Origin of the sequence: Chitinophaga sancti (genome assembly GCF_034087045.1) — a bacterium.
Taxonomy (GTDB): domain Bacteria; phylum Bacteroidota; class Bacteroidia; order Chitinophagales; family Chitinophagaceae; genus Chitinophaga; species Chitinophaga sancti_B.
In genome coordinates, this window is the sequence record NZ_CP139247.1 from 1697692 (window position 1) to 1717906 (window position 20215).

Sequence of the window (20215 nt, forward strand, 5' to 3'; positions counted from 1 at the left end):
AATCGCTGATGCCGCGCTGGTATCAGCGATTTTTTTGGAACACTTGTACGGATGGCAGAAACCTGTTAGTTTTACAAGCCTAAAGCGAAACTTTAAACCGACTTGCAACATGACTGAATTTATCCAGGAGATCATTAATAATCCCATCCCTTCCTTATTAGTTATCGGGAACCTTATCATTATCGAAAGCCTGCTATCTGTGGATAACGCTGCAGTACTGGCGACTATGGTAATGGACCTCCCTAAAGATGATCGTAACAGAGCATTAAAATATGGTATTATAGGTGCTTACGTATTCCGTGGTATCTGCCTGGCATTTGCCGCTTTCCTCATTCAGTTCTGGTGGCTGAAACCAATAGGTGGTTTGTACCTGTTGTACCTGACTATTAATTATTTTAGAGAAAAAGCAGCTAAGAAAAAACAGGCTGAATCAAATGAAGAACCTGAAGCTGTAGATAAAACACAAAACTGGTTTTACAAACATACTATCGGCTGGATGGGCCCATTCTGGGCGACTGTGGCTGTTGTAGAAGTAATGGACCTGGCTTTCTCCCTCGACAACGTATTTGCCGCTGTGGCATTCAGCAAAAATATCGTTCTGGTATGGACTGGTGTATTTATCGGTATCCTGGCTATGCGATTTGTAGCACAGGGTTTTGTACGACTGATGGAGAAATATCCTTTCCTGGAAACTGCCGCTTTCCTCGTGATCGGCGTACTGGGTATCAAACTGTTGCTGGCAGTGTATGAGCACTTCTTCGAAGGCAATGCATTTGCAACTTTCCTGGGTAGTCACGAAGCTGACTGGGCTACTTCTATCATCACAGTAAGCATCTTCTTAGTACCAATTCTGACAAGTATTTTATTTAAATATCCTAAGCCACATACATTAGGAGAAACTAAATAATCTGTATATAGAAAAAATTGAAAAGGCGTGTCGGATGATGCGCCTTTTTCTATTTAAACCGGGTGTGAAAGTTCGCTTCGTAACTGCTGCCAATGGGGATTTCCTGGGTGCCGATCAATATCGTTTTATTCCTGACCTGGTCAATTTTTGATAAGGATACAATGTACGATCGGTGTACCCTTACAAAGGCATGTGCAGGTAGTTTTTCCAGCATAACTTTCATTGTCATTCGGATTACAAGTGCTGGCTGATTGAGGAGATGAATTTTCAGATAGTCATCCAAACCTTCAATAAACAATATATCCTTCAGGTCAATTCTTGTTAACCCATAATCCACACGTAATACCAGTTGTTGCTGATCATTTTTCTGCAGGCTTTGCTGGTATTGCAGCTGGGCCTGTGCTTTTTGTACGGCCTGTTGAAATCGCTCGAAAGTAAAGGGTTTCAGCAGGTAATCCACAGCATTCAGGTTAAACCCCTCTACCGCATATTCACTATGTGCAGTGGTGAAGATCACCATGGGTTGCTGGGTAATAGATTTATATAGATCAGTGCCTGGAATGGAAGGCATGTTGATATCAAGAAATAACAGATCTACATGAGATTGAGAAATGTATTGCAGGGCTTCTTCCGGTTTGTTGAACGTGTGTTGCAGACGCAGAAAATCGATGCGCTCACAGAAGTTTGAGATCAGGGTCAGTGCCGGCAATTCATCATCTATGGCAATAGCTTGTATGATCATAAGAGTTGCAATGAAAGTGAAACGGAAAAGTGATCGGCAGCATCAGTGATATCCAGTGTATGCCTGCCGGGATACAGGAGTTCCAGGCGTTTCTTTGTATTTTCTATACCCAGTCCGCTGCTGGCAGCAGGGATGTCATTGAAATTAACTTTTTTGTTGAATACATGAAATTTCAATAGTTGTTCCCCAATGAAGATGTCGATTTTTATATCCGCATTTTCAGAGGCATTGATGCCATATTTGAAGGCATTTTCCAAAAATGAAATTAGTATCAGCGGCGCAATCAGCTGGCCGGAAGGTGCACCATTCACGGTAAATGCAAGTGGCAGGGAAGTGCCGAAACGGATACGCTGTAACTCAATATAGTCGCGGATATAATCAATCTCTCTTGAAAGAGGTACCATGTGATGACTGGCATCATTGAGCACATACCGCATCATGCCGGATAGTTTGATCACGGCAGTCGGTGTTTCATCAGATTTTACCACAGCCAGTGAGTAGATGCTATTGAGCACATTAAAGAGAAAATGTGGATTGATCTGTGCTTTGAGGTAAGATAGTTCCGCATTGAGTTTCTCCTGTTCTGCCTGTTTCCAGCGGTTGCGGATTTTCAGGATCAGGGAGAAAAAGAAGACGGCCAGAAAAAGGAAGATCTGGTGCCCCATGTCTATCAATAAGGAATGTTTATGAGGCTCAGGACGATCACTGAAATGGCTGAATGCCGGCGGGGGAGGGGGCATGCCGGGTGGTCGTTGATGAAATACATTATCACCCACTATCAGTGCATTGGGCAGTAATACAATCAACCCAAAGCAAATAATAGCCAGTGCAAAAAAGCTAACATACTTCCTGCGGAAGTAAAAGGTAGGTATGAGCCAGAAGAAATTGAAGTAAAAGAATAGCAGTAGCAACACATATATGATAAAGTCCTTCATAGCTGGCGGAAACAGCAACAGGTCGTATAGATTGTTGGCATCAGGAGAAAAAACAATGGGCAGCGCCAGGAAGGTAACGCAGCCGGCTATGTGGATCAATAGCTGTCTAATTTTATCGCCTGTAAGTACTGAAGTCATGTATTACAAATATAAACTTTTACTTTTTTCATTGGGATAGGCCAGCTAAAGGCCATTCTTTTCGCAGACTCCTTATTTTTGTAGCATGATCAAACGAATCCTTGGACTTTGTTTCCTCCTGCCGCAGTTGTTACATGCGCAATTACCAGAGAAGAACTATCCTCGTGGGTACTTCCGCAACCCACTGGATATACCTATCCAACTGGCAGGTAATTTTGGCGAGCTCCGCCCTAACCACTTCCACGCGGGTCTTGACATCAAAACCCAGCAAAGGGAAAACCTGCTGGTACATGCCGCTGCAGATGGTTATGTAAGCCGCATAGGCGTATCTCACACCGGGTATGGCAATGTAGTCTATATCACCCACCCAAATGGGTATACTACCGTATATGGTCACCTGAACCGTTTCTTCCCCGCCCTGGAAGAATATGTAAAGCAGCAGCAATATTCGGCAGAAAGCTGGGTACAGGATCTGAAGATCCCCGCTGGCAAGTTTCCTGTAAAGAAAGGGGATTTGATTGCATGGAGTGGTAATACCGGTGGTTCCGCAGGTCCACATGTGCATTTCGAGATCAGAAGCACCCAGACAGAACACGGACTGAATCCGTTATTATTCGGTTTCGACATAGCAGATGCCACCGCACCTGTCGTATCCCGCATTGCGATTTACGATATGGAACGGAGTATCTATGATCAATCCCCCATTATACTGCCTGTAAAGAAAGTAGGCGGTGAATATGTGACTACTGCCCCGGTGGTAAAAGTAAAAGCCGCCAGCATAGGATTGGGTTTGACTGCGGTGGATAAGATGAGTCCTACAGCGCCGAATACCTATGGTATTTACCAGGTGGTATTATTCGACGAGGATGTACCCAATACCAGCTTCACCATCGATAATATCGGTTTTGACGAGTCGCTGTACATCAATGCACATATAGACTACAAAACGAGGAAAATCGGGGGCCCTTGGGTACAGCTGTTATTCACCCTGCCTGGCAATAAACTAAGCATTTACAAGGATATGCAGGGAGATGGAGTACTGGACCTGTCCGATGGCAAGCCACACCCTGTAAAGCTGCAGGTAAAGGATGCCTATGGCAATACCAGTGTAGTAAAAGTAACGCTCCAGCAGAGTGGTGAGTCAGATAAGGAATCTTCCTGTGCAAACACCATGTATGCGGAATCGAGGAATATCTTTGAAAATAACCAGGTGGAATTCTACCTGGATGAAACAGCACTGTACGACAAGATCTGCTTCAACTATGCAGAACTGGATGGTAAGAGTGACTTCTCTTCTTACCGCCTGCACACGCCACTGGTGCCTGTACACACACCTTTTAACCTCCGTCTGAAACCAGAAAAACCACTGCCTGCCAACCTGGCGAACAAAGTGGTAATGGTAAGAGAAGGTTTGGGTCAAACCATCACAGGTACGACCATGGATAATGGCTGGTATGTAGGTAAGTTCAGGGAGTTCGGTACCTTCCGTCTGGCAGTAGATACAATTGCACCTAAGATTACGATCATTGGTGGGTTAAAGAGTGGAGCAAAACTGTCTGCAGTAACTAAACTGTCTTTTGCTATGAGCGATGCAAATGGCATTAAGAGCTACCGTGCTGAACTGGATGGCAAATGGCTGATGTTCTCCCGTCGTAGCAATGTACTGACATATAACTTCGATAATCACTGCCCTGCAGGCAACCATACGCTTACATTAACTGTTACAGATTTGGCCGGTAATGCATCGGTGTATACATTTAAATTTACAAGATGACACATTTGAAAGAAGGAGATAAAGCCCCGGTATTTAAAGGGGTAGATCAGTCAGGGAATAAGGTTTCACTGTCTGACCTGAAAGGAAAGAAAGTAATACTGTATTTCTATCCAAAAGATATGACACCGGGATGTACGGCACAGGCCTGCAACCTCCGTGATAATTATACTGCTTTATTGCAGAAAGGATATGCAGTGGTCGGTGTAAGTACAGATGGTGAAAAGAGCCATCAGAAATTTGCAGAGAAGTATGAACTGCCGTTTCCTTTATTAGCAGATGAGGATAAGAAGATTGTGGAGCAGTATGGTGTGTGGGGGGAGAAAAAGTTTATGGGAAAGGTATATGATGGAACGCATAGAACTACTTTCCTCATTAATGAAAACGGTGTGATTGATAAGATCATTTCCAAACCAGATACAAAGAATCACACAGAAGAAATCCTCGAAATCTGGAAATAAATAATTTGCATGAAGGGCCCTCCGCAGGAGCCGCATACCCCAAAAAGACCCTGATCGCTATGCGATCAGGGTCTTTTTGGGGCGTAAATAAAAGAGGCGCGGTCATACGACCGCGCCTCTTTTATTTATTTATAAGTTGAAACTATCTCTTCTGACGTTGTTTCTTAAACAGGTTACCTGTCTTAAACTTATTACCTTCAGGGCTACCTACACGGTCCATTGCACAACGGAAACCTACTGTATTAGTCGCCATATCTTCCTGCATGTAACGACGTGTACCAGGAGACAACCAATAAGCTCTGTCATTCCAGCTACCACCTTTCACCACGTGAGATTTATCATTGATCAGGGAAGTTACACCATAACCATACTCAACCTGTGACAGGGTATCACCATCCAGGTAGTTGATTACATCACCTTTCTGGTAGTTCAGACGGTTAGCACTTTCCTCATCAGTTACATCACGCATTTTCAGGTGACCCAGGCTATCCTTTTCAGGCTCATTCTCACCATTCATATAAGTAGTCTGGAACTTGTTACCACGGAAGTAGTTGAAGTCATCACCGTCGATTGGGTTCAGCGGACGATAAACGTCTAATACCCACTCGCTCACGTTACCAGACATATTATAGATACCGAAAGTATTCGGGAAGTAAGCAGTGATCGGACCAGGAATAGACGCACGGTCATTCAGACCACCGGCCATACCCATGTTATCACCAGAACCACGTTTGAAGTTAGCCAGGAACTGACCTTGCCATGCACCACGGCGGATATCTCTCAAACCGCTGTTGTTGGTACCCCAGGAATACACCTGTTTGTTCATGATCAACTCTTCACCACGTTTACCTTCTTTCTTGGAAGGACCAGGGTTCTGGCCAATGTAACCCAGTGCCGCATATTCCCACTCAGCTTCTGTTGGGAGACGGTAGTTTGGTAACATTACACCATCCTCGAACTGAGCAGTACGCGGAGAACCATCCGAGTTTCTGAACTGTTCTTTGGTTTGTTTTGTCATCTTGCCGGGAATACCTTCGTACAGACCAGCCGTGTAAGACTTGGTATCGAATGTATTGTCATCGGCCTGATTGTTCATATCTGTTTTAGACAGCAGTCCTTTTTCGATCAGCAACTTTTCATTCACACGGTTAGAACGCCATTTACAGTAGTCAACAGCTTGTTTCCAGTTCACACCTACTACCGGATAATCGTTGTAGGCCGGGTGACGGAAGTAATACTCTACCAGCGGCTCGTTGTAAGCCAGCTCGCTACGCCATACCAGGGTATCTGGCAGTGCCTGACGATAAACAGCAGGGAAAGACTCATTGTACATGCGACGTAACCAGTGCAGATACTCACGATAGTGTACGTTGGCTACCTCTGATTCATCTATATAGAAAGATGATACAGTGATACGACGTGGAATGTTATTCCAGTCAGCCATTACGTCCTGTTCGGTTGCACCCATGGCAAAGGTACCACCCTGTACGAATACAAGACCAGGGCCAGTTTGCTGATCTTTATTTTTTGCCACACTGAAACCACCCATTTTTGGGTCATTATAGTTCCAGCCGGTAGCGGTGGATTTATCCTTCTTTTTACTGAAGGCCCCGCCGCCATTCTTATTACAGGCAGTCATTGACAGCATGACACTGGCGCCTAAGAGGAATGAGACAGAGGTTAATCTATGCATGCGATTCAACTTTATTATTTGATATTTATGGTAAACGCAAATTTAGCACATTTTATTTTATAGTAAAAATAATTAATCTGTAAACCTTTGCGTTCTAGTTAGACGTATAATGTTTTAAATCAATGCTTTGTATTTTCTAAGGCGGCATGGCATACGTATTAATTTAATATTATCTGCGTCCCATGATTTGCTTTTGTTCACAAGGTTTTCCCCTTTTGGTATACTAATATACGGTTTTCAGGATATGCTGTGATATGGTAAGCAATTTTTCCTATTTCCAGTATCTACTGGTTGGTCGATTCAGGGAATAAATATAGAGTAATTTTGTTATGTTTGCGCAAATTCCCTGCATGAAATTTTATGGACTGTATTACATACTGTTAGGTATGGTGACCTGGCTTTTGCCGGTGCATTCTTCAGCCCGTGCATTACCCCATGCAGACCATTCTGTACTTGCCTCCGGCACATGGTACAAACTGGCTATCCCAGCGGAGGGGATCTATAAGATCGATAAAACGCTGCTGAACAGCATGGGTATCAACCCTTCTGCAGAAATTCGCCTGTATGGCACCGGTGGCCGTATGCTACCAGAGGCTGTCGGCAGTACCCGATATGATGACCTCCCCGAGGTCGCCCTGATGCAGGCAGATAATTATCTGCTGTTTTATGCCCCCGGCCCTCATAGCTGGAGCTACCAGGGTAGCACCTACGCGCATACATTAAATCTTTATAGCGATACCGCTTATTATTATTTACAGGTAGGCGGCGGTGGAAAACGTATTGCCACAGATGCTGCCACACCGACGGCGACAAGTACCATTCAGAGCTTTGACTATCACGACTATTATGAAAATGATAGTCTGAACCTGTTGCAGAGTGGCAAACAATGGTGGGGACCTGCTTTCAGCACTACCCAAACTACGATAACCATTCCTTTTACACTGCCCTTTATAGCTACCTCCTTCAGTATCAATACAAGAGTAGGAGCGCGTAGTGGAGGCACCAGCAAATTCGATATCGCTATCAATGGCAATACTGCCGGCTCATTATCACTCAGCGCCATCACCGGCAATATCTTCGAAGCATTTGCCACCACTACTTCCGATACATTTACCGCAACCCCCGCGGGTACCAGTGCGGCAGTAAAATTTACCTTTACCCCGGGAGCCAGTGGTGCTACTGGTTGGTTAGATAATATCAACCTGAATGCACGAATGCCTTTGCAATTAACCACGAATACTCCGCTTTTCTTCAGAGAAGCCAGCTCAATTGGTCAAACCGCAAAGTTTTTACTGCAAAGCGCCAGTGCACAAACAAAGATCTGGGATATTACCGATCCCATAACCCCTATACAACTTACTACCAGCCTGAGTGGCAGCACATTATCATTCACACGTGCAGCGACTTCTCTACATGAATATGTTGCCTTTGAAGATCAGGGGGTACTCACACCCGTGTACATGGGTACAGTCGCCAACCAGGATTTACACGGCATCGGTAGTGTGAATATGCTGATTGTCACAACCAATACCTTGTCTGCTCAGGCACAGCGATTGGCTACCTGGCATACATCGCATGATGGTCTGTCTGTACAGGTGGTAGATGTGTCTCAGATCTATACAGAGTTTGCCTCCGGAAATCGTGATCCTGTTGCTATCCGGGATTTTATTAAAATGTGTTATGACAGGGGAGGGCTGCAATACGTATTATTATTTGGCGATGCTTCATATGATTATAAATATCGTATTAACGGCAATACTAATCTGGTCCCTACATGGCAAACCACCATTTCTATAGACCCTATTTACGCGTATCCTTCCGACGATTTCTTTGGTTTCCTCTCAGATGCCGATGATATTAATGATGCAGGTATGGCGAATCAGATGGTAGTAGGAGTGGGACGCTTACCGGTTAAGAACACCACCGAAGCCAATGTTGTAGTTGATAAAATAATTAATTACCACAACGCTTCCAGGTTTGGTCGCTGGCAACAACACATCACTTTTGTGGCAGACGATGGGGATGATAACCTGCATTTACAGGATGCAGAAAGCATGAGCGACATTACCACACAACAATGGCCTGCAGGCAGGATCAATAAGATATACCTGGATGCCTATACAAAAGTATCCGATGCTGGTGGTAGCCGTTATCCATCTGTGAATACAGCCATTGCGGAAGATATGTATGATGGTACACTGATCTGGAATTACACAGGTCACGGCAATTATTCCCGTCTGGCAGAAGAAGTGATCATGGATGCTTCCTCCCTTGCCTCGTGGAAGAACAGTACGAAATTACCATTATTCATCACCGCTACCTGCGACTTTGCACCTTTCGACAATCCGGCCTACAATTCGCTGGGAGAGCAGGTATTACTACAGGAGAACGGTGGTGGTATTGCACTGATGACAACTACCAGGGCTGTATTTGCGGCTTCAAACAAAGTATTGAATGCCAACTACCTGACGAAACTGCTTACACCCGGTATCGATGGCAGAATGCCTACCCTCGGCACTGCAGCCATGGAGGCCAAGAACCTGACCTACAGCACTTACAGTGATATTCCCAATAACAGGAAGTTTCAGCTCCTGGGCGATCCTGCACTCACACTTGCCTTTCCACAATATCATGTTGTGACAGACTCTTTGCTGGATGCAAATGGTAATGTGGCCGATACGATGAAGGCTATGGGAAAATACACATTTAAAGCACATGTGGAAGACGCCCAGGGCAATGTAGTAAGCGATTACAACGGCAAAATGTATACTACCGTATACGATAAACCTGCACGGCAATATACCCTTGCTAATGATGCGGGAAGTACGAAAACCAGTTATTATTTGCAGCAACATGTTTTATTTAGCGGACAGCAAACGATAAAAAATGGCCAGATTTCCGGTACCTTTATAGTTCCACTGGATATTGACTATACCACGGGAGCAGGTAGCATCAGCTACTTCGGTACAGATAGTGTGACTACAGCAGGAGGCCTGTATGCTGCATTCCAGGTTACAGGCAGTGCTACGGAAACGGATACTGATACCCAAGGTCCTACAATAAGTGGTTATCTCAATGGAAGTGGATTTGTCAACGGAGATATTACCAGTGAAAACCCGGTATTATACCTACAGCTTTACGACCTTCATGGCATAAATACCACGGGAAATGGAATTGGCCATGATATAGTAGCCACCCTTGATGAAGACAACAACCAGTATTATATACTGAACAACTTTTTTGAGGCTTCGTCGGATAGCTACCAGTCGGGTGCAGTCACCTACCCGCTGTATGGATTAACCGCCGGGTCGCATACACTAACAATTAAAGTATGGGATACCTACAACAATTCCAGTACTTACACGTTGCGGTTCAAAGTGGTCCAATCATCGCAGGTACTTTTTCAGAGTGCCGGGTGCTATCCAAACCCCTTTCATGACCAGACATCATTTACGCTTGAGCATAATCAGCAGGGCGAAGACCTTGATGTAACAATCAGGATCTTTACCCTGGCAGGGCAGCAAATAAAAACTATCCGCCATACAATAAATACAGCGGGTAGCCGTTATCTAGGGGCGAATTGGGACGGCAGGAACGATGCCGGAGCCAAAATGCCGCCTGGGATCTATTTCTATAATATCATGGTAAATGCTAATGGCAAGACGAAGATTTTAGGTGGAAAAGTGATCTTATATTGACCTATGCATCAAAAGAATAGACTAGATTCGCAAATCCCTAGCCAGGCCCCTGTTAATGATTATTCTAAATTTGGAATTATTTTTACATTTCGTTCTAAACACTATTGCATGTATAATTGCATGAACAAGACGGTAACAGTAAAAAATCTGATTTTCATCTGTTGCCTGTTTTTTAGCTTATCAACCGCAGCACAAATTTCTACCGGCCAGTTGGATGGTCGTACCAACACCATCAACACAGCGGTGCCGTTCCTGCGTATCTCCCCCGATGCCAGGGCTGGTGCTATGGGCGATGTCGGTGTTGCCACGTCTCCTGATGCTAACTCTATCTACTGGAACCAGGCTAAACTGCCTTTTGCGACTACAAGATCTGCCATCTCTGTTACCTACACTCCCTGGTTAAAAGAACTGGTGAACGATGTATTTCTTGCCACGTTAGCAGGTTATTACCAATTGGATGAGTTCCAGACTGTGTCTGGTTCACTGCGGTACTTCTCCCTCGGTACCATCAATTTTACGGACATCAACGGTACACCAACCTCCGATTTCCGTCCACGTGAGTATGCCCTCGATGCAGGTTACTCCCGCAAGTTGTCTGACAACTTCTCCGTGGCCATCGCAGCGCGTTACATCTATTCGAACCTGGCCAGCGGCGACGTAAACGGTCAGGTGATCAAACCAGGTACAGCCTTCGCTACGGATCTGTCCCTGTACTATACCAAAGATTTTGAAAAGGATGACGGGGTGAAAAATACCTGGAATGTAGGTGCGGCCTTTACCAATATAGGTACCAAGATCTCCTATACATCCTCAGCTACCAATAAGGACTTTATTCCTACCAACATGGGCCTGGGTACTTCGTACACCTTTGGTCTGGATCAGATGAACAAGATCATGCTGGCCCTGGACCTCAACAAACTGCTGGTACCTACGCCAGACAGCAGTGGCGATTACAGGAACAAGAGCGTCATCTCCGGTATCTTCTCCTCCTTTGGCGATGCACCCGGTGGTATGTCTGAAGAATTGCAGGAAGTAAGTGTGTCTGCCGGTGGTGAATACTCCTACAACGATCAGTTCTTTGTACGTACCGGTTACTTCTACGAAAACAAAAACAAGGGTAACCGTAAGTATGTAACTGCCGGTATAGGTGTTAAATACAATATGTTCGGTCTGAACTTTTCTTACCTGGTTCCTTCCGGAAATGGTATCCAGCGTAATCCGTTATCCAATACACTCCGCTTCTCGCTTGTGTTTGACCTTGGCTTCAAGGCCGACAGGAACGAGGCTACATGGTAAGATAGCTGATCCTGAAATAGTTAATATTTTTTTAAAATATATAAATCCCTCGGATATTTCCGGGGGATTTTTAATTTGCACCCAGAACCACTTATTATAAAGACAACTATGAGCAAACTGAGAATTGGATTAGGTGTTGATTTTCACCAATTGACGGAAGGAAGAGATTTCTGGCTCGGAGGCGTACTTGTGCCTCACCACCAGGGAGCCCTGGGCCATAGCGATGCCGATGTGCTGCTGCACGCCATCTGCGATGCGATGCTGGGAGCTGCCAGCCTGGGTGATATTGGTGTTCATTTCCCCGATACAGACAATACATACAAAGATATTGACAGTAAGATCCTGTTACAGCGTACCCAGCAGCTCATTGCTGAGAAAGGCTACCAGGTGGTAAACATTGACAGCACACTTTGCCTGCAGGCGCCTAAGATCAAACCTTATGTACCGCAAATGCAGGAAGTAATTGCCAATATCCTGAAACTAACTACCGAAGAGGTATCTATCAAAGCTACTACCACTGAAAAGCTGGGATTCGTAGGCCGTGAAGAAGGCGTAGTCGCTTATGCGACCGTATTGTTGGAGAAGGAGGAGGTGCCTTATACTCGTTAAACCAGATAATTAATAATATCTTTGTTCCATGGCAGCTATTACAGTCAAAATAATTAACAAATCTGCGAATCCACTCCCTTCATATGCCACAGCTGAAGCGGCTGGTATGGACCTGAGAGCAAATCTTGAAACAGCCATCACCCTGCAACCCCTCGAAAGGGTACTGGTGCCTACCGGCCTGTTTATGGAATTGCCTGCTGGTTACGAAGCACAGATCAGACCCCGCAGTGGTCTGGCTTTCAAGCAGGGCCTGACTATTCTGAATACACCTGGTACAATAGATGCCGATTATAGAGGAGAAATAAAGATCATCCTGATCAATTTGTCCAACGAGCCTCAGGTGGTTGCACCTGGAGATAGGATCGCACAAATGATCATTGCACCTTATATCCAGGTCGCACTGGAAGCCGTAGAGCTGCTCAACGAAACCGACCGCGGAGCCGGTGGTTTTGGACACACCGGAAAATCTTAATAATGCACAGGTCTTTTAAAAAGAATGAAACTGCCACTCACTGCACAATCCACTTGCTAAACAAGAGTCGTTTTGCAGGTGCGTTGTTATATTTACTGTTGGCAGCCGGCTTTTTAAGTGCCTGCAAAAGTAGCAAGTCCACTACAGCAAGGAATAGTGGAACTGTATATATCAAGGATCCTACGATCCTGCAGCAGCGTGCAGACAGTTTGTTTTTTGCAGCCGAACGCTCCAAAATCTTAGGTGATTACCGTACTGCTATTACCCAGTTCTCCGATTACCTCCGCCTTATCAAAACCAATCCCACCGCTTATTACGAGCTGTCAAGACTGTTCATCGAAGTCCGTAATCCTGGGTATGCGCTGGGTTTTGCCAGGCGTGCTGCCAGTATGGATACTACCAACAAGTGGTTCCAGATCACCCTGGCCGATGCATTTGGTATAGCCGGTCAGTTTGATAGTGCAGCTGCCGTATACGGTAAGCTGTCTGTTCAATACCCTGATAATGATGAATATCTTTACAACAAAGGGATGTTTCTCACCAAAGCGGAACAACCTGAAGCTGCCCTTGCTGTCTTTGACCAACTGGAAAAGAAAGTAGGGCTCGTAGAAGAGCTGGCTATTCAGAAAGAGCGGTTGTTACTTAAGCTGGACAGGGTAGATGATGCCGCAGAAGAAATTCACAAATTAGTCAACCAATACCCCGGCGAAGTAAGGTACTACCTGCTGCTGGCGGATATTTATAACGCCAATGACCGGCAGGAGGAGGCAGTTGCCCTGTATAAAAGCAGTCTGCAGCTGGACTCTTCTAACCCCAGAGCACTGATCGCACTGGCCAACACTGCAAAAAAGAACGGGGACCACATGCAGTACTGGAGCTATCTCACCAGGGCGTTTGCCAATCCGGATTACAGCATTGACGAAAAGGTTTCATACGTATACCCATACCTGCAAATGCAGGGAACAGATACTACCAAGCTAAGAGAAGGATTACAACTTGCGCAGCTGGTTATAGAAGCACACCCTGAAGAGGCTAAAGCCTATGCACTGCAGGCCGATATGTACTCACAGGCCAATATGCTGGATAGCGCACTGTATGATTACAGGAAAGCAGTGTCACTCGATTCCACACGTTATAGCGTATGGTACCAGCTGATGTGGATTTATAGCCGTAAAGATGATGCAGCTAACTTACTGAAAGTGAGTAACGTAGTCGCTCAGCGTTTCCCTAAGGAATTTATGGGGCACTATTTTCAAGGGGTGGCCAACTTTTTGCTACAGAATTATCCGGCAAGCATCGAAGCACTCAATGAGGCTTTGATAAACGGAAATGTAGACAAGAGTATGAAGGCCGATGTATATTCCCTGCTGGGAGATGCATATCATGCCACGGGGCAGCACGAAGATTCAGACAGCAGTTACGACCGCTCTCTGTTGCTGAAACCGAATGATGCCACCGTTTTGAACAACTACAGCTATTACCTGTCACTGAGAGGTGAACAATTGCAAAAAGCAGAATCGATGTCCCGTCATTCGCTGGAACTGGAACCAACAAGTATCAATTACATGGATACATATGCCTGGGTGATGTTCCGAATGGGCAGATACGAACTGGCAAAGCAATGGATGGAAAAGGCCCTGCAATCGCCGCAGGCAAAAGACAATCCGGGTATGCTGGAACACTATGGCGATATACTGTTCAACCTCCACGATGTGGACAAAGCCCTGGAATACTGGCGCCTGGCAAAGGAAAAAGGCGCTAACTCTACAGGCCTGGCCCGCAAAATAGCAGAGAAGCGGTACATACTGGCAACAGAACGTGAATAAGGGATAACAAAAGATCATGATGAAGCAAACATTAGCATTGATAACATTAGGTATTGTAAGCACGGGACTATTTTCATGCAGGCATACCCGACAGATAGCGAGTACGTCTTTTCCTGTCACAGATACTTCAAAACATACTACTGTAGCTGATAGCGCAAGCAACGCAGAGGCCACAGCTTTTAATAAAGATTTGCTGAATAAGCTCCACAGCAATGTTATTGCTTATAACACCTTTTCAGCCAAACTGAAAGTGGATTATGAATCCGATACCAAATCACCTCCTGAAGTAACAGCTAATATCCGCATGACCAGGGATAGCGTGATCTGGATCTCAGTATCCGCACCTATCATCGGTGAAGTAGCACGCGCTATCATCACACCGGATAGCCTCAGGGCAGTGAACAAACTGGATAAAAAGGTGTACCTGCGCGATATAAAAAACGCACAGGATCTTCTCAATATTCCATTCGATTTCAAAACTTTGCAGGACATGATTGTCGGCAATCCGATCTTCCTGACAGATTCCATCTTCCAGGTAGTCAAGACCCCGGCAGTGATTTCGTTCAGCTGTGAAAGCGAAGTATTTACCAGTCTGTTCAACGTATTTGCAGACGACTATGTGTTGCAACAGAGCAAGGTAATGGATAAAGACAAGCAGAAGGGACGTTCCTGCGAACTGACCTATGGTGAATACAAAACAATGGGTGGGCATAAGTTTGCAACCCGCCGCCGCGTTTTTGTAGAAGCCAAAGGTGTGACAAAGATCAATATGGAATTTAACAAGGTTGATTTTGACGTACCTGTTAGCTATCCGTTCACAATCCCTGCTTCTTATTCAAAGGAATAGTCAGTAATGTGCTGTATTGTACATGAAATTTGTAAATTGCCATTTTGCAGCTATCTTTAAAATCATCATGCTAAATCTGAAGAAGTTTCTCCCATTAGTATTAGCAATAGGATTACTACCGGCCTTGCTCTACGCACAGGCGCCCACTCAATCGCGGGAAGAACTTGAGCATAAAAAAAGAGAGTTGCAGAGAGAGATCGATGAAGCGAACCAGGCCCTGAAAGAAACTAAAAAGTCTACCAGGGAAAGCGTAAGCCAGCTGAGAGCACTGAAAGAAAAGATTACCCTTCGCTCACGCCTCATCAATAGTATCAACGAAGAGATCAACTTCATTAATGGAGATATCAATACAGCTTATCGTGACATCAAGACCCTGGAAAAAGACCTGGATACCCTGAAGTCACAATACTCAAAGCTGGTCGTATATGCCTACAAAAACCGTAGCACTTACGACATGCTGAACTTTATTTTCTCTGCTCAGACTTTCAACGATGCGATCAAGCGCTATCAATACCTGAAACAATACCGTGATTATCGTCGCCGTCAGGCAGACAATATCCTGTCTACCCAGGTACTGCTGAACAAGAAGATTGAAAGTCTCCGTGTACAGAAAGAAAAACGCTCTGGTACCCTGAAGACAGAACAGGAGCAGCGCACCATTCTCGAAGCCGATAAAAAGGAAAAGGATGAGGTGCTCACCGGCCTGAAAGGAAGGGAAAAGGAACTGGTAGCGGATATCAACAAGAATAAAAAGGATGCCCAGAAAGTACAGGCTGCTATCCAGGCGGTAATCCGTCGTGAAATAGAACTGGAACGTAAAAAGGCAGAAGAGGAAGCCCTGGCAAAACGTAAAGCAGCCGAAGAGAAGAAACGTCGGGAAGAAGCTGCCCGTAAAGCAGCCGCTGCGGCCGCAGCAGCTGCGGCTGCCAACAAGGCCGCCGATAATACAGCTAAAAATACACCTGAACCAAAGCCTGCGGCACCAGAGCCTAAGCCAGAAGTGGTGAAGACCCCGCCGCCGGTACCGGCAGAAGACGATAAACCAGTACGTACTGAAAACGTCCTCGAAGCGACACCAGAAGCCCTGGCATTGTCAGAAAGCTTTGAAAGTAACCGTGGTAAACTACCATGGCCCGTAGCCTCCGGAAACGTAATTGGTCACTTTGGCCGCCAGCAACACGCTGTAATGGAAAGGATCACAGTAGAGAATGATGGGGTGATCATCGGTACAGCCAAAGGCGCACCTGTCAAAGCAATCTTTACCGGCGAAGTCAGAAAGGTGGCTGTCATTCCTGGTGGTGGATCGCTCGTCATCATCCGACATGGTCAGTATTTTACCAACTATGCACGTCTGCAATCCGTAAACGTAAAATCAGGTGATAAAGTAACCACAGGACAGTTGATAGGTACCGCCGGTACAAATGAACTTGAAAACTTAGGTGAAGTAGAATTACAGATCTATAAAGGGGTAGTAAGACAAAACCCTGAATCCTGGATCCGCAGAAAGTAAAAAATATAACAAATAAAAAGGAAGGAGGCGGTCATTAGACTGCCTCCTTCCTTTTTGCTCCCAAAAAAAGTGGTCAAAAGCTCGCTTTTGACCACTTTTTTTAGCTATTTATTTTGCTTCTACCAGCGACCTGTTTATCACCTCCTCATACAACGCCTCATACTGCGGTATCACATTACTAATATGAAACCGCTGCGCCTGTTTCAACGCCCCCCGTCTCAATCTCGCCAACTCCTTCTCATCCTTCAGCAACTCAATCGCATGCTTCGCCATACTATCCACATCCCCCACAGCACTCAAATACCCCGTTTCCCCATGTATATTTACCTCCGGCAGCCCTCCCGCATCAGAAGAAATCACCGGCACCTCTGCTGCCATCGCCTCCAGCGCCGCCAGCCCAAAACTCTCATAGTCCGAAGGCAGCAAAAACAGGTCTGAAATCGACATCACATCCTCCAATTGCTCCTGTTTGCCCACAAACCTCACATCATTACACAATCCCATCTCCCTGCACATACACTCAATCGCCGGTCTGTCAGGACCATCCCCCACCAACAATAATTTAGCAGGTACCTGCTCTCTCACCTGTGCAAACACCTTGATCACATCCGGCACCCTCTTCACCTTCCTGAAGTTCGACACATGCAGCAATATTTTCTCCCCATTCGGCGCAATGGCATCCCTGAAGTGCTTCAACTCCGCTTCCCGACGCTTAAACCGCTCAGTATCAACAAAGTTGTAAATCACCTCGATATCTTTCTCTATCTGAAAATATTTATACGTCTCCTCCCTTAGATTATTAGACACCGCCGTAATCGCATCAGACTCGTTAATTGAGAACGTCACCACCGGTGCATAGGTCTTATCCTTGCCCACCAGGGTAATATCCGTACCATGAAGTGTCGTGATAAACGGTACCACACGACCCGTTTTACTCACAATCTGTTTAGCGAGGTAAGCGGTAGACGCATGTGGGATCGCATAATGCACATGCAGCAGATCCAGCTGCTGGTTGAGAATTACATCTACCATGGTACTACTCAACGCTGATTCGTAGGGAGGGAAGTCAAAAAGAGGGTAGGTAGGTACCTGCACCTCGTGGTAATATATATTGGCATGGAAAGCATTCAGCCTTACAGGTTGCTGATACGTAATAAAATGTACCATATGCCCTTTGTCCGCCAGGGCCTTTCCAAGTTCTGTTGCCAGTACGCCACTACCCCCATAAGTAGGGTAACATACTATTCCTATACGCATGTTTATTTTTTTAGAATGGATAACACCGATTGCAGGACGCTTCTTGCAGAACACGGCTTACATCATTACAGGTACCACAAAATTATAACATTTTAAGATGACATATCGGGAATTTGGGATTAACGGCTTCAGCCGGCATCCAAAATAGGGTATTCCTTCCATGGAAACAGCCGCCCATCTATGTTAATTTTGAATTAACAGGTACTAATGATTAGTTTTAGCCCTTAAATTGACAGTGTATATATGTTTATGAGAAGATACATCCTGCCGGTTTTGCTTACATGCACACTGCCGGCTTTAGCACAACAAAAAGAGGACGATTCCCTGGCCTTCCGTCATATTGCCAACGAAATCCTGACCAATAGTAAGGCATATGCTAACCTGAAAGTACTGACAACCGAAATAGGAGGTCGTCTGGCAGGTTCACCTGGTATGGTCAAGGCCGAAAAATGGGGGGTAATGGCCCTGAAAGAAGCCGGTGCTGATACCGTATACTTACAGGAATGTATGGTGCCTCACTGGGTAAGAGGTGCAAAAGAAGAAGCCCGCATTATCAGCCGTCGCCGTGACTACATACCACCGCTGGCTGTACTGGCCCTTGGAAATTCTGTAGGCAGTGGTCCTGCTGGTGTAACAGCTCCTGTAATAGAAGTCAGTTCTTTCGAAGACCTGGAAGCAAAGAAAGACCTGGTAAAAGGAAAGATCGTATTTTATAACTACCATTTCAATCCGACCTTCATTCATACCTTTCAATCATATGGCGATGCGGTGAAGTACAGAGGTCATGGCGCCAGCGCTGCGGCTAAATATGGTGCAACGGCGGTGATCGTTCGCTCTATGTCGCACGGTGCTAACAACTTTCCGCACACCGGTGCCATGAGTTATGACGAGGCGTACCCAAAGATCCCGGCAGTAGCCATCGGTCTGGAAGATGCTGACCTGCTGAGCAACCGCCTGAAAGATGAAAAGGACCTGAAAGTATATCTCCGTACTAATGCGAAGATGCTGCCTGATACCATTGGTCACAACGTGATCGCTGAGTTGAGAGGTAGTGAGCATCCTGAGCAGATCATCACCGTAGGTGGTCACCTGGATTCATGGGATGTAAATGAAGGTGCGCATGATGATGGTACCGGTTGTGTACAGTCCATCGAAATACTGAGAACTTTCAAGGCGCTGGGCATTCGTCCAAAGCATACTCTGAGGATCGTACTGTTTGCAAACGAAGAAAATGGTACCCGTGGAGGTAAAAAATATGCAGAAGTAGCCAAAGCAAAAAATGAACAGCATATCTTCGCTTTAGAGAGCGATGCAGGTGGCTTTACTCCCCGTGGATTTGCATTTACCATGCCTGCAGAAAAGAGAGCAAAGATCCTGTCATGGGCGCCATTATTCCGCCCTTACGATGTGACTGATTTCACAGAAGAAGGTGGTGGTGTAGATGTAGGCCAGATTGCAGAAGCAATGGGTATTCCAATGGGAGAACTGTTGCCGGATTCACAAAGATATTTCGACCTGCATCATGCAGCGAACGATGTATTTTCACAGGTAAACAAACGTGAGCTGGAACTGGGAGCATTTAGCATGGCAGGTTTATTGTACCTGATAGACCAATACGGACTTTAATAAAAACACATACTATGGGCAGGTTCCTTTTTACTGTAATTGCAGTGGTGGTGTTGCTGATAGCGGGGGTAGTAGGTTACAGGTATTTTTTCGTGTTTGGCCGTGGTGTAAAAGCCGGTGAGCTGAACTACTTTGTAGAGAAAGGTTATGTCTTCAAGACGTACGAAGGCAGGCTTATACAGAGTGGCTATCGTTCCAGGCAGCCAGGTGCGCTACAATCCAACGAGTTCAGGTTTTCAGTGACCAACGATAGAGTAGCGGAGCAGTTGATGCGTAGCAGTGGTAAGTTTGTAGAATTACATTACAGGGAATATCTCGGTGCGCTGCCTTGGAGAGGGTTTAGCAATTTTATCGTAGATAGTGTGCTATCAATAAAAGATCCGGTGTATTAATAAATTTAAAACGAGGCCATATCAAGAAGATACGG

At 45.5% G+C, this 20215-nt stretch carries 16 protein-coding genes; 12 read left to right on the top strand and 4 right to left on the bottom strand.

Annotated features, from left to right (window positions below):
• The first annotated feature begins 109 nt into the window (after nucleotides 1–109).
• Nucleotides 110–907, top strand: a complete 798-nt coding sequence (locus SIO70_RS07175; protein ID WP_320580262.1) for a TerC family protein — start codon at nucleotides 110–112, stop codon at nucleotides 905–907.
• A 49-nt stretch (nucleotides 908–956) separates the two neighbouring features.
• Here SIO70_RS07175 and SIO70_RS07180 read toward each other — a convergent pair whose 3' ends face one another.
• Nucleotides 957–1649 (bottom strand): LytTR family DNA-binding domain-containing protein, encoded by a 693-nt coding sequence (locus SIO70_RS07180; RefSeq protein ID WP_320580263.1) that lies wholly within the window; start codon nucleotides 1647–1649, stop codon nucleotides 957–959.
• Nucleotides 1646–2722 (bottom strand): histidine kinase, encoded by a 1077-nt coding sequence (locus SIO70_RS07185; RefSeq protein WP_320580264.1) that lies wholly within the window; start codon nucleotides 2720–2722, stop codon nucleotides 1646–1648. Before SIO70_RS07185 ends, SIO70_RS07180 begins: the two co-directional genes overlap by 4 nt.
• Before the next feature lie 85 nt (nucleotides 2723–2807).
• Between SIO70_RS07185 and SIO70_RS07190 the strand changes: the two genes are divergently transcribed.
• Together SIO70_RS07190 and bcp are read left to right on the top strand one after the other, a co-directional pair.
• Nucleotides 2808–4496 carry a peptidoglycan DD-metalloendopeptidase family protein gene (locus SIO70_RS07190; protein ID WP_320580265.1) on the top strand — a complete coding sequence of 563 codons (1689 nt, stop codon included), beginning with the start codon at nucleotides 2808–2810 and terminating at the stop codon, nucleotides 4494–4496.
• The gene (bcp, locus tag SIO70_RS07195) at nucleotides 4493–4954 is read left to right on the top strand and encodes a thioredoxin-dependent thiol peroxidase (protein ID WP_320580266.1); all 462 of its coding nucleotides are present in this window, start codon (nucleotides 4493–4495) and stop codon (nucleotides 4952–4954) included. The genes SIO70_RS07190 and bcp overlap by 4 nt, the downstream gene beginning before the upstream one ends.
• A 142-nt stretch (nucleotides 4955–5096) precedes the next feature.
• Here the strand turns inward: bcp and SIO70_RS07200 are convergent, their stop codons facing one another.
• Nucleotides 5097–6647, bottom strand: a complete 1551-nt coding sequence (locus SIO70_RS07200; protein ID WP_320580267.1) for an SUMF1/EgtB/PvdO family nonheme iron enzyme — start codon at nucleotides 6645–6647, stop codon at nucleotides 5097–5099.
• 350 nt (nucleotides 6648–6997) lie between these two features.
• On the opposite strand from SIO70_RS07200, the gene porU reads away from it, so the two are divergent.
• The 7 genes from porU to SIO70_RS07235 all read left to right on the top strand — a co-directional run bounded on the left by porU (nucleotide 6998) and on the right by SIO70_RS07235 (nucleotide 16905).
• A complete protein-coding gene (gene porU, locus SIO70_RS07205) occupies nucleotides 6998–10345 on the top strand; it encodes a type IX secretion system sortase PorU (RefSeq protein ID WP_320580268.1) in 3348 nt (1115 codons plus the stop codon).
• A 108-nt stretch (nucleotides 10346–10453) separates the two neighbouring features.
• Nucleotides 10454–11641, top strand: a complete 1188-nt coding sequence (gene porV / locus SIO70_RS07210) for a type IX secretion system outer membrane channel protein PorV (RefSeq protein WP_320580269.1) — start codon at nucleotides 10454–10456, stop codon at nucleotides 11639–11641.
• Nucleotides 11642–11749: 108 nt separating this feature from the next.
• On the top strand, nucleotides 11750–12250 hold the full coding sequence (gene ispF / locus SIO70_RS07215; RefSeq protein ID WP_320580270.1) for a 2-C-methyl-D-erythritol 2,4-cyclodiphosphate synthase: 501 nt from the start codon (nucleotides 11750–11752) through the stop codon (nucleotides 12248–12250).
• Nucleotides 12251–12278: 28 nt separating this feature from the next.
• A complete protein-coding gene (gene dut, locus SIO70_RS07220) occupies nucleotides 12279–12722 on the top strand; it encodes a dUTP diphosphatase (RefSeq protein ID WP_320580271.1) in 444 nt (147 codons plus the stop codon).
• 2 nt (nucleotides 12723–12724) lie between these two features.
• Nucleotides 12725–14548: a tetratricopeptide repeat protein gene (locus SIO70_RS07225; protein WP_320580272.1), complete on the top strand. Its 1824-nt coding sequence runs from the start codon at nucleotides 12725–12727 to the stop codon at nucleotides 14546–14548.
• Nucleotides 14549–14564: 16 nt separating this feature from the next.
• Complete coding sequence (locus tag SIO70_RS07230) at nucleotides 14565–15395, top strand: DUF4292 domain-containing protein (RefSeq protein ID WP_320580273.1); 831 nt, start codon at nucleotides 14565–14567, stop codon at nucleotides 15393–15395.
• Nucleotides 15396–15417: 22 nt separating this feature from the next.
• A complete protein-coding gene (locus tag SIO70_RS07235) occupies nucleotides 15418–16905 on the top strand; it encodes a murein hydrolase activator EnvC family protein (protein WP_320580274.1) in 1488 nt (495 codons plus the stop codon).
• 108 nt (nucleotides 16906–17013) lie between these two features.
• On the opposite strand, the gene bshA is transcribed toward SIO70_RS07235, so the two are convergent.
• Nucleotides 17014–18162 (bottom strand): N-acetyl-alpha-D-glucosaminyl L-malate synthase BshA, encoded by a 1149-nt coding sequence (bshA, locus tag SIO70_RS07240; protein WP_320580275.1) that lies wholly within the window; start codon nucleotides 18160–18162, stop codon nucleotides 17014–17016.
• A 249-nt stretch (nucleotides 18163–18411) separates the two neighbouring features.
• Between bshA and SIO70_RS07245 the strand changes: the two genes are divergently transcribed.
• Both SIO70_RS07245 and SIO70_RS07250 read left to right on the top strand, forming a co-directional pair.
• On the top strand, nucleotides 18412–19788 hold the full coding sequence (locus tag SIO70_RS07245) for a M20/M25/M40 family metallo-hydrolase (protein ID WP_320580276.1): 1377 nt from the start codon (nucleotides 18412–18414) through the stop codon (nucleotides 19786–19788).
• A 14-nt stretch (nucleotides 19789–19802) separates the two neighbouring features.
• Nucleotides 19803–20180, top strand: a complete 378-nt coding sequence (locus tag SIO70_RS07250) for a hypothetical protein (protein WP_320580277.1) — start codon at nucleotides 19803–19805, stop codon at nucleotides 20178–20180.
• Nucleotides 20181–20215 lie beyond the last annotated feature (35 nt).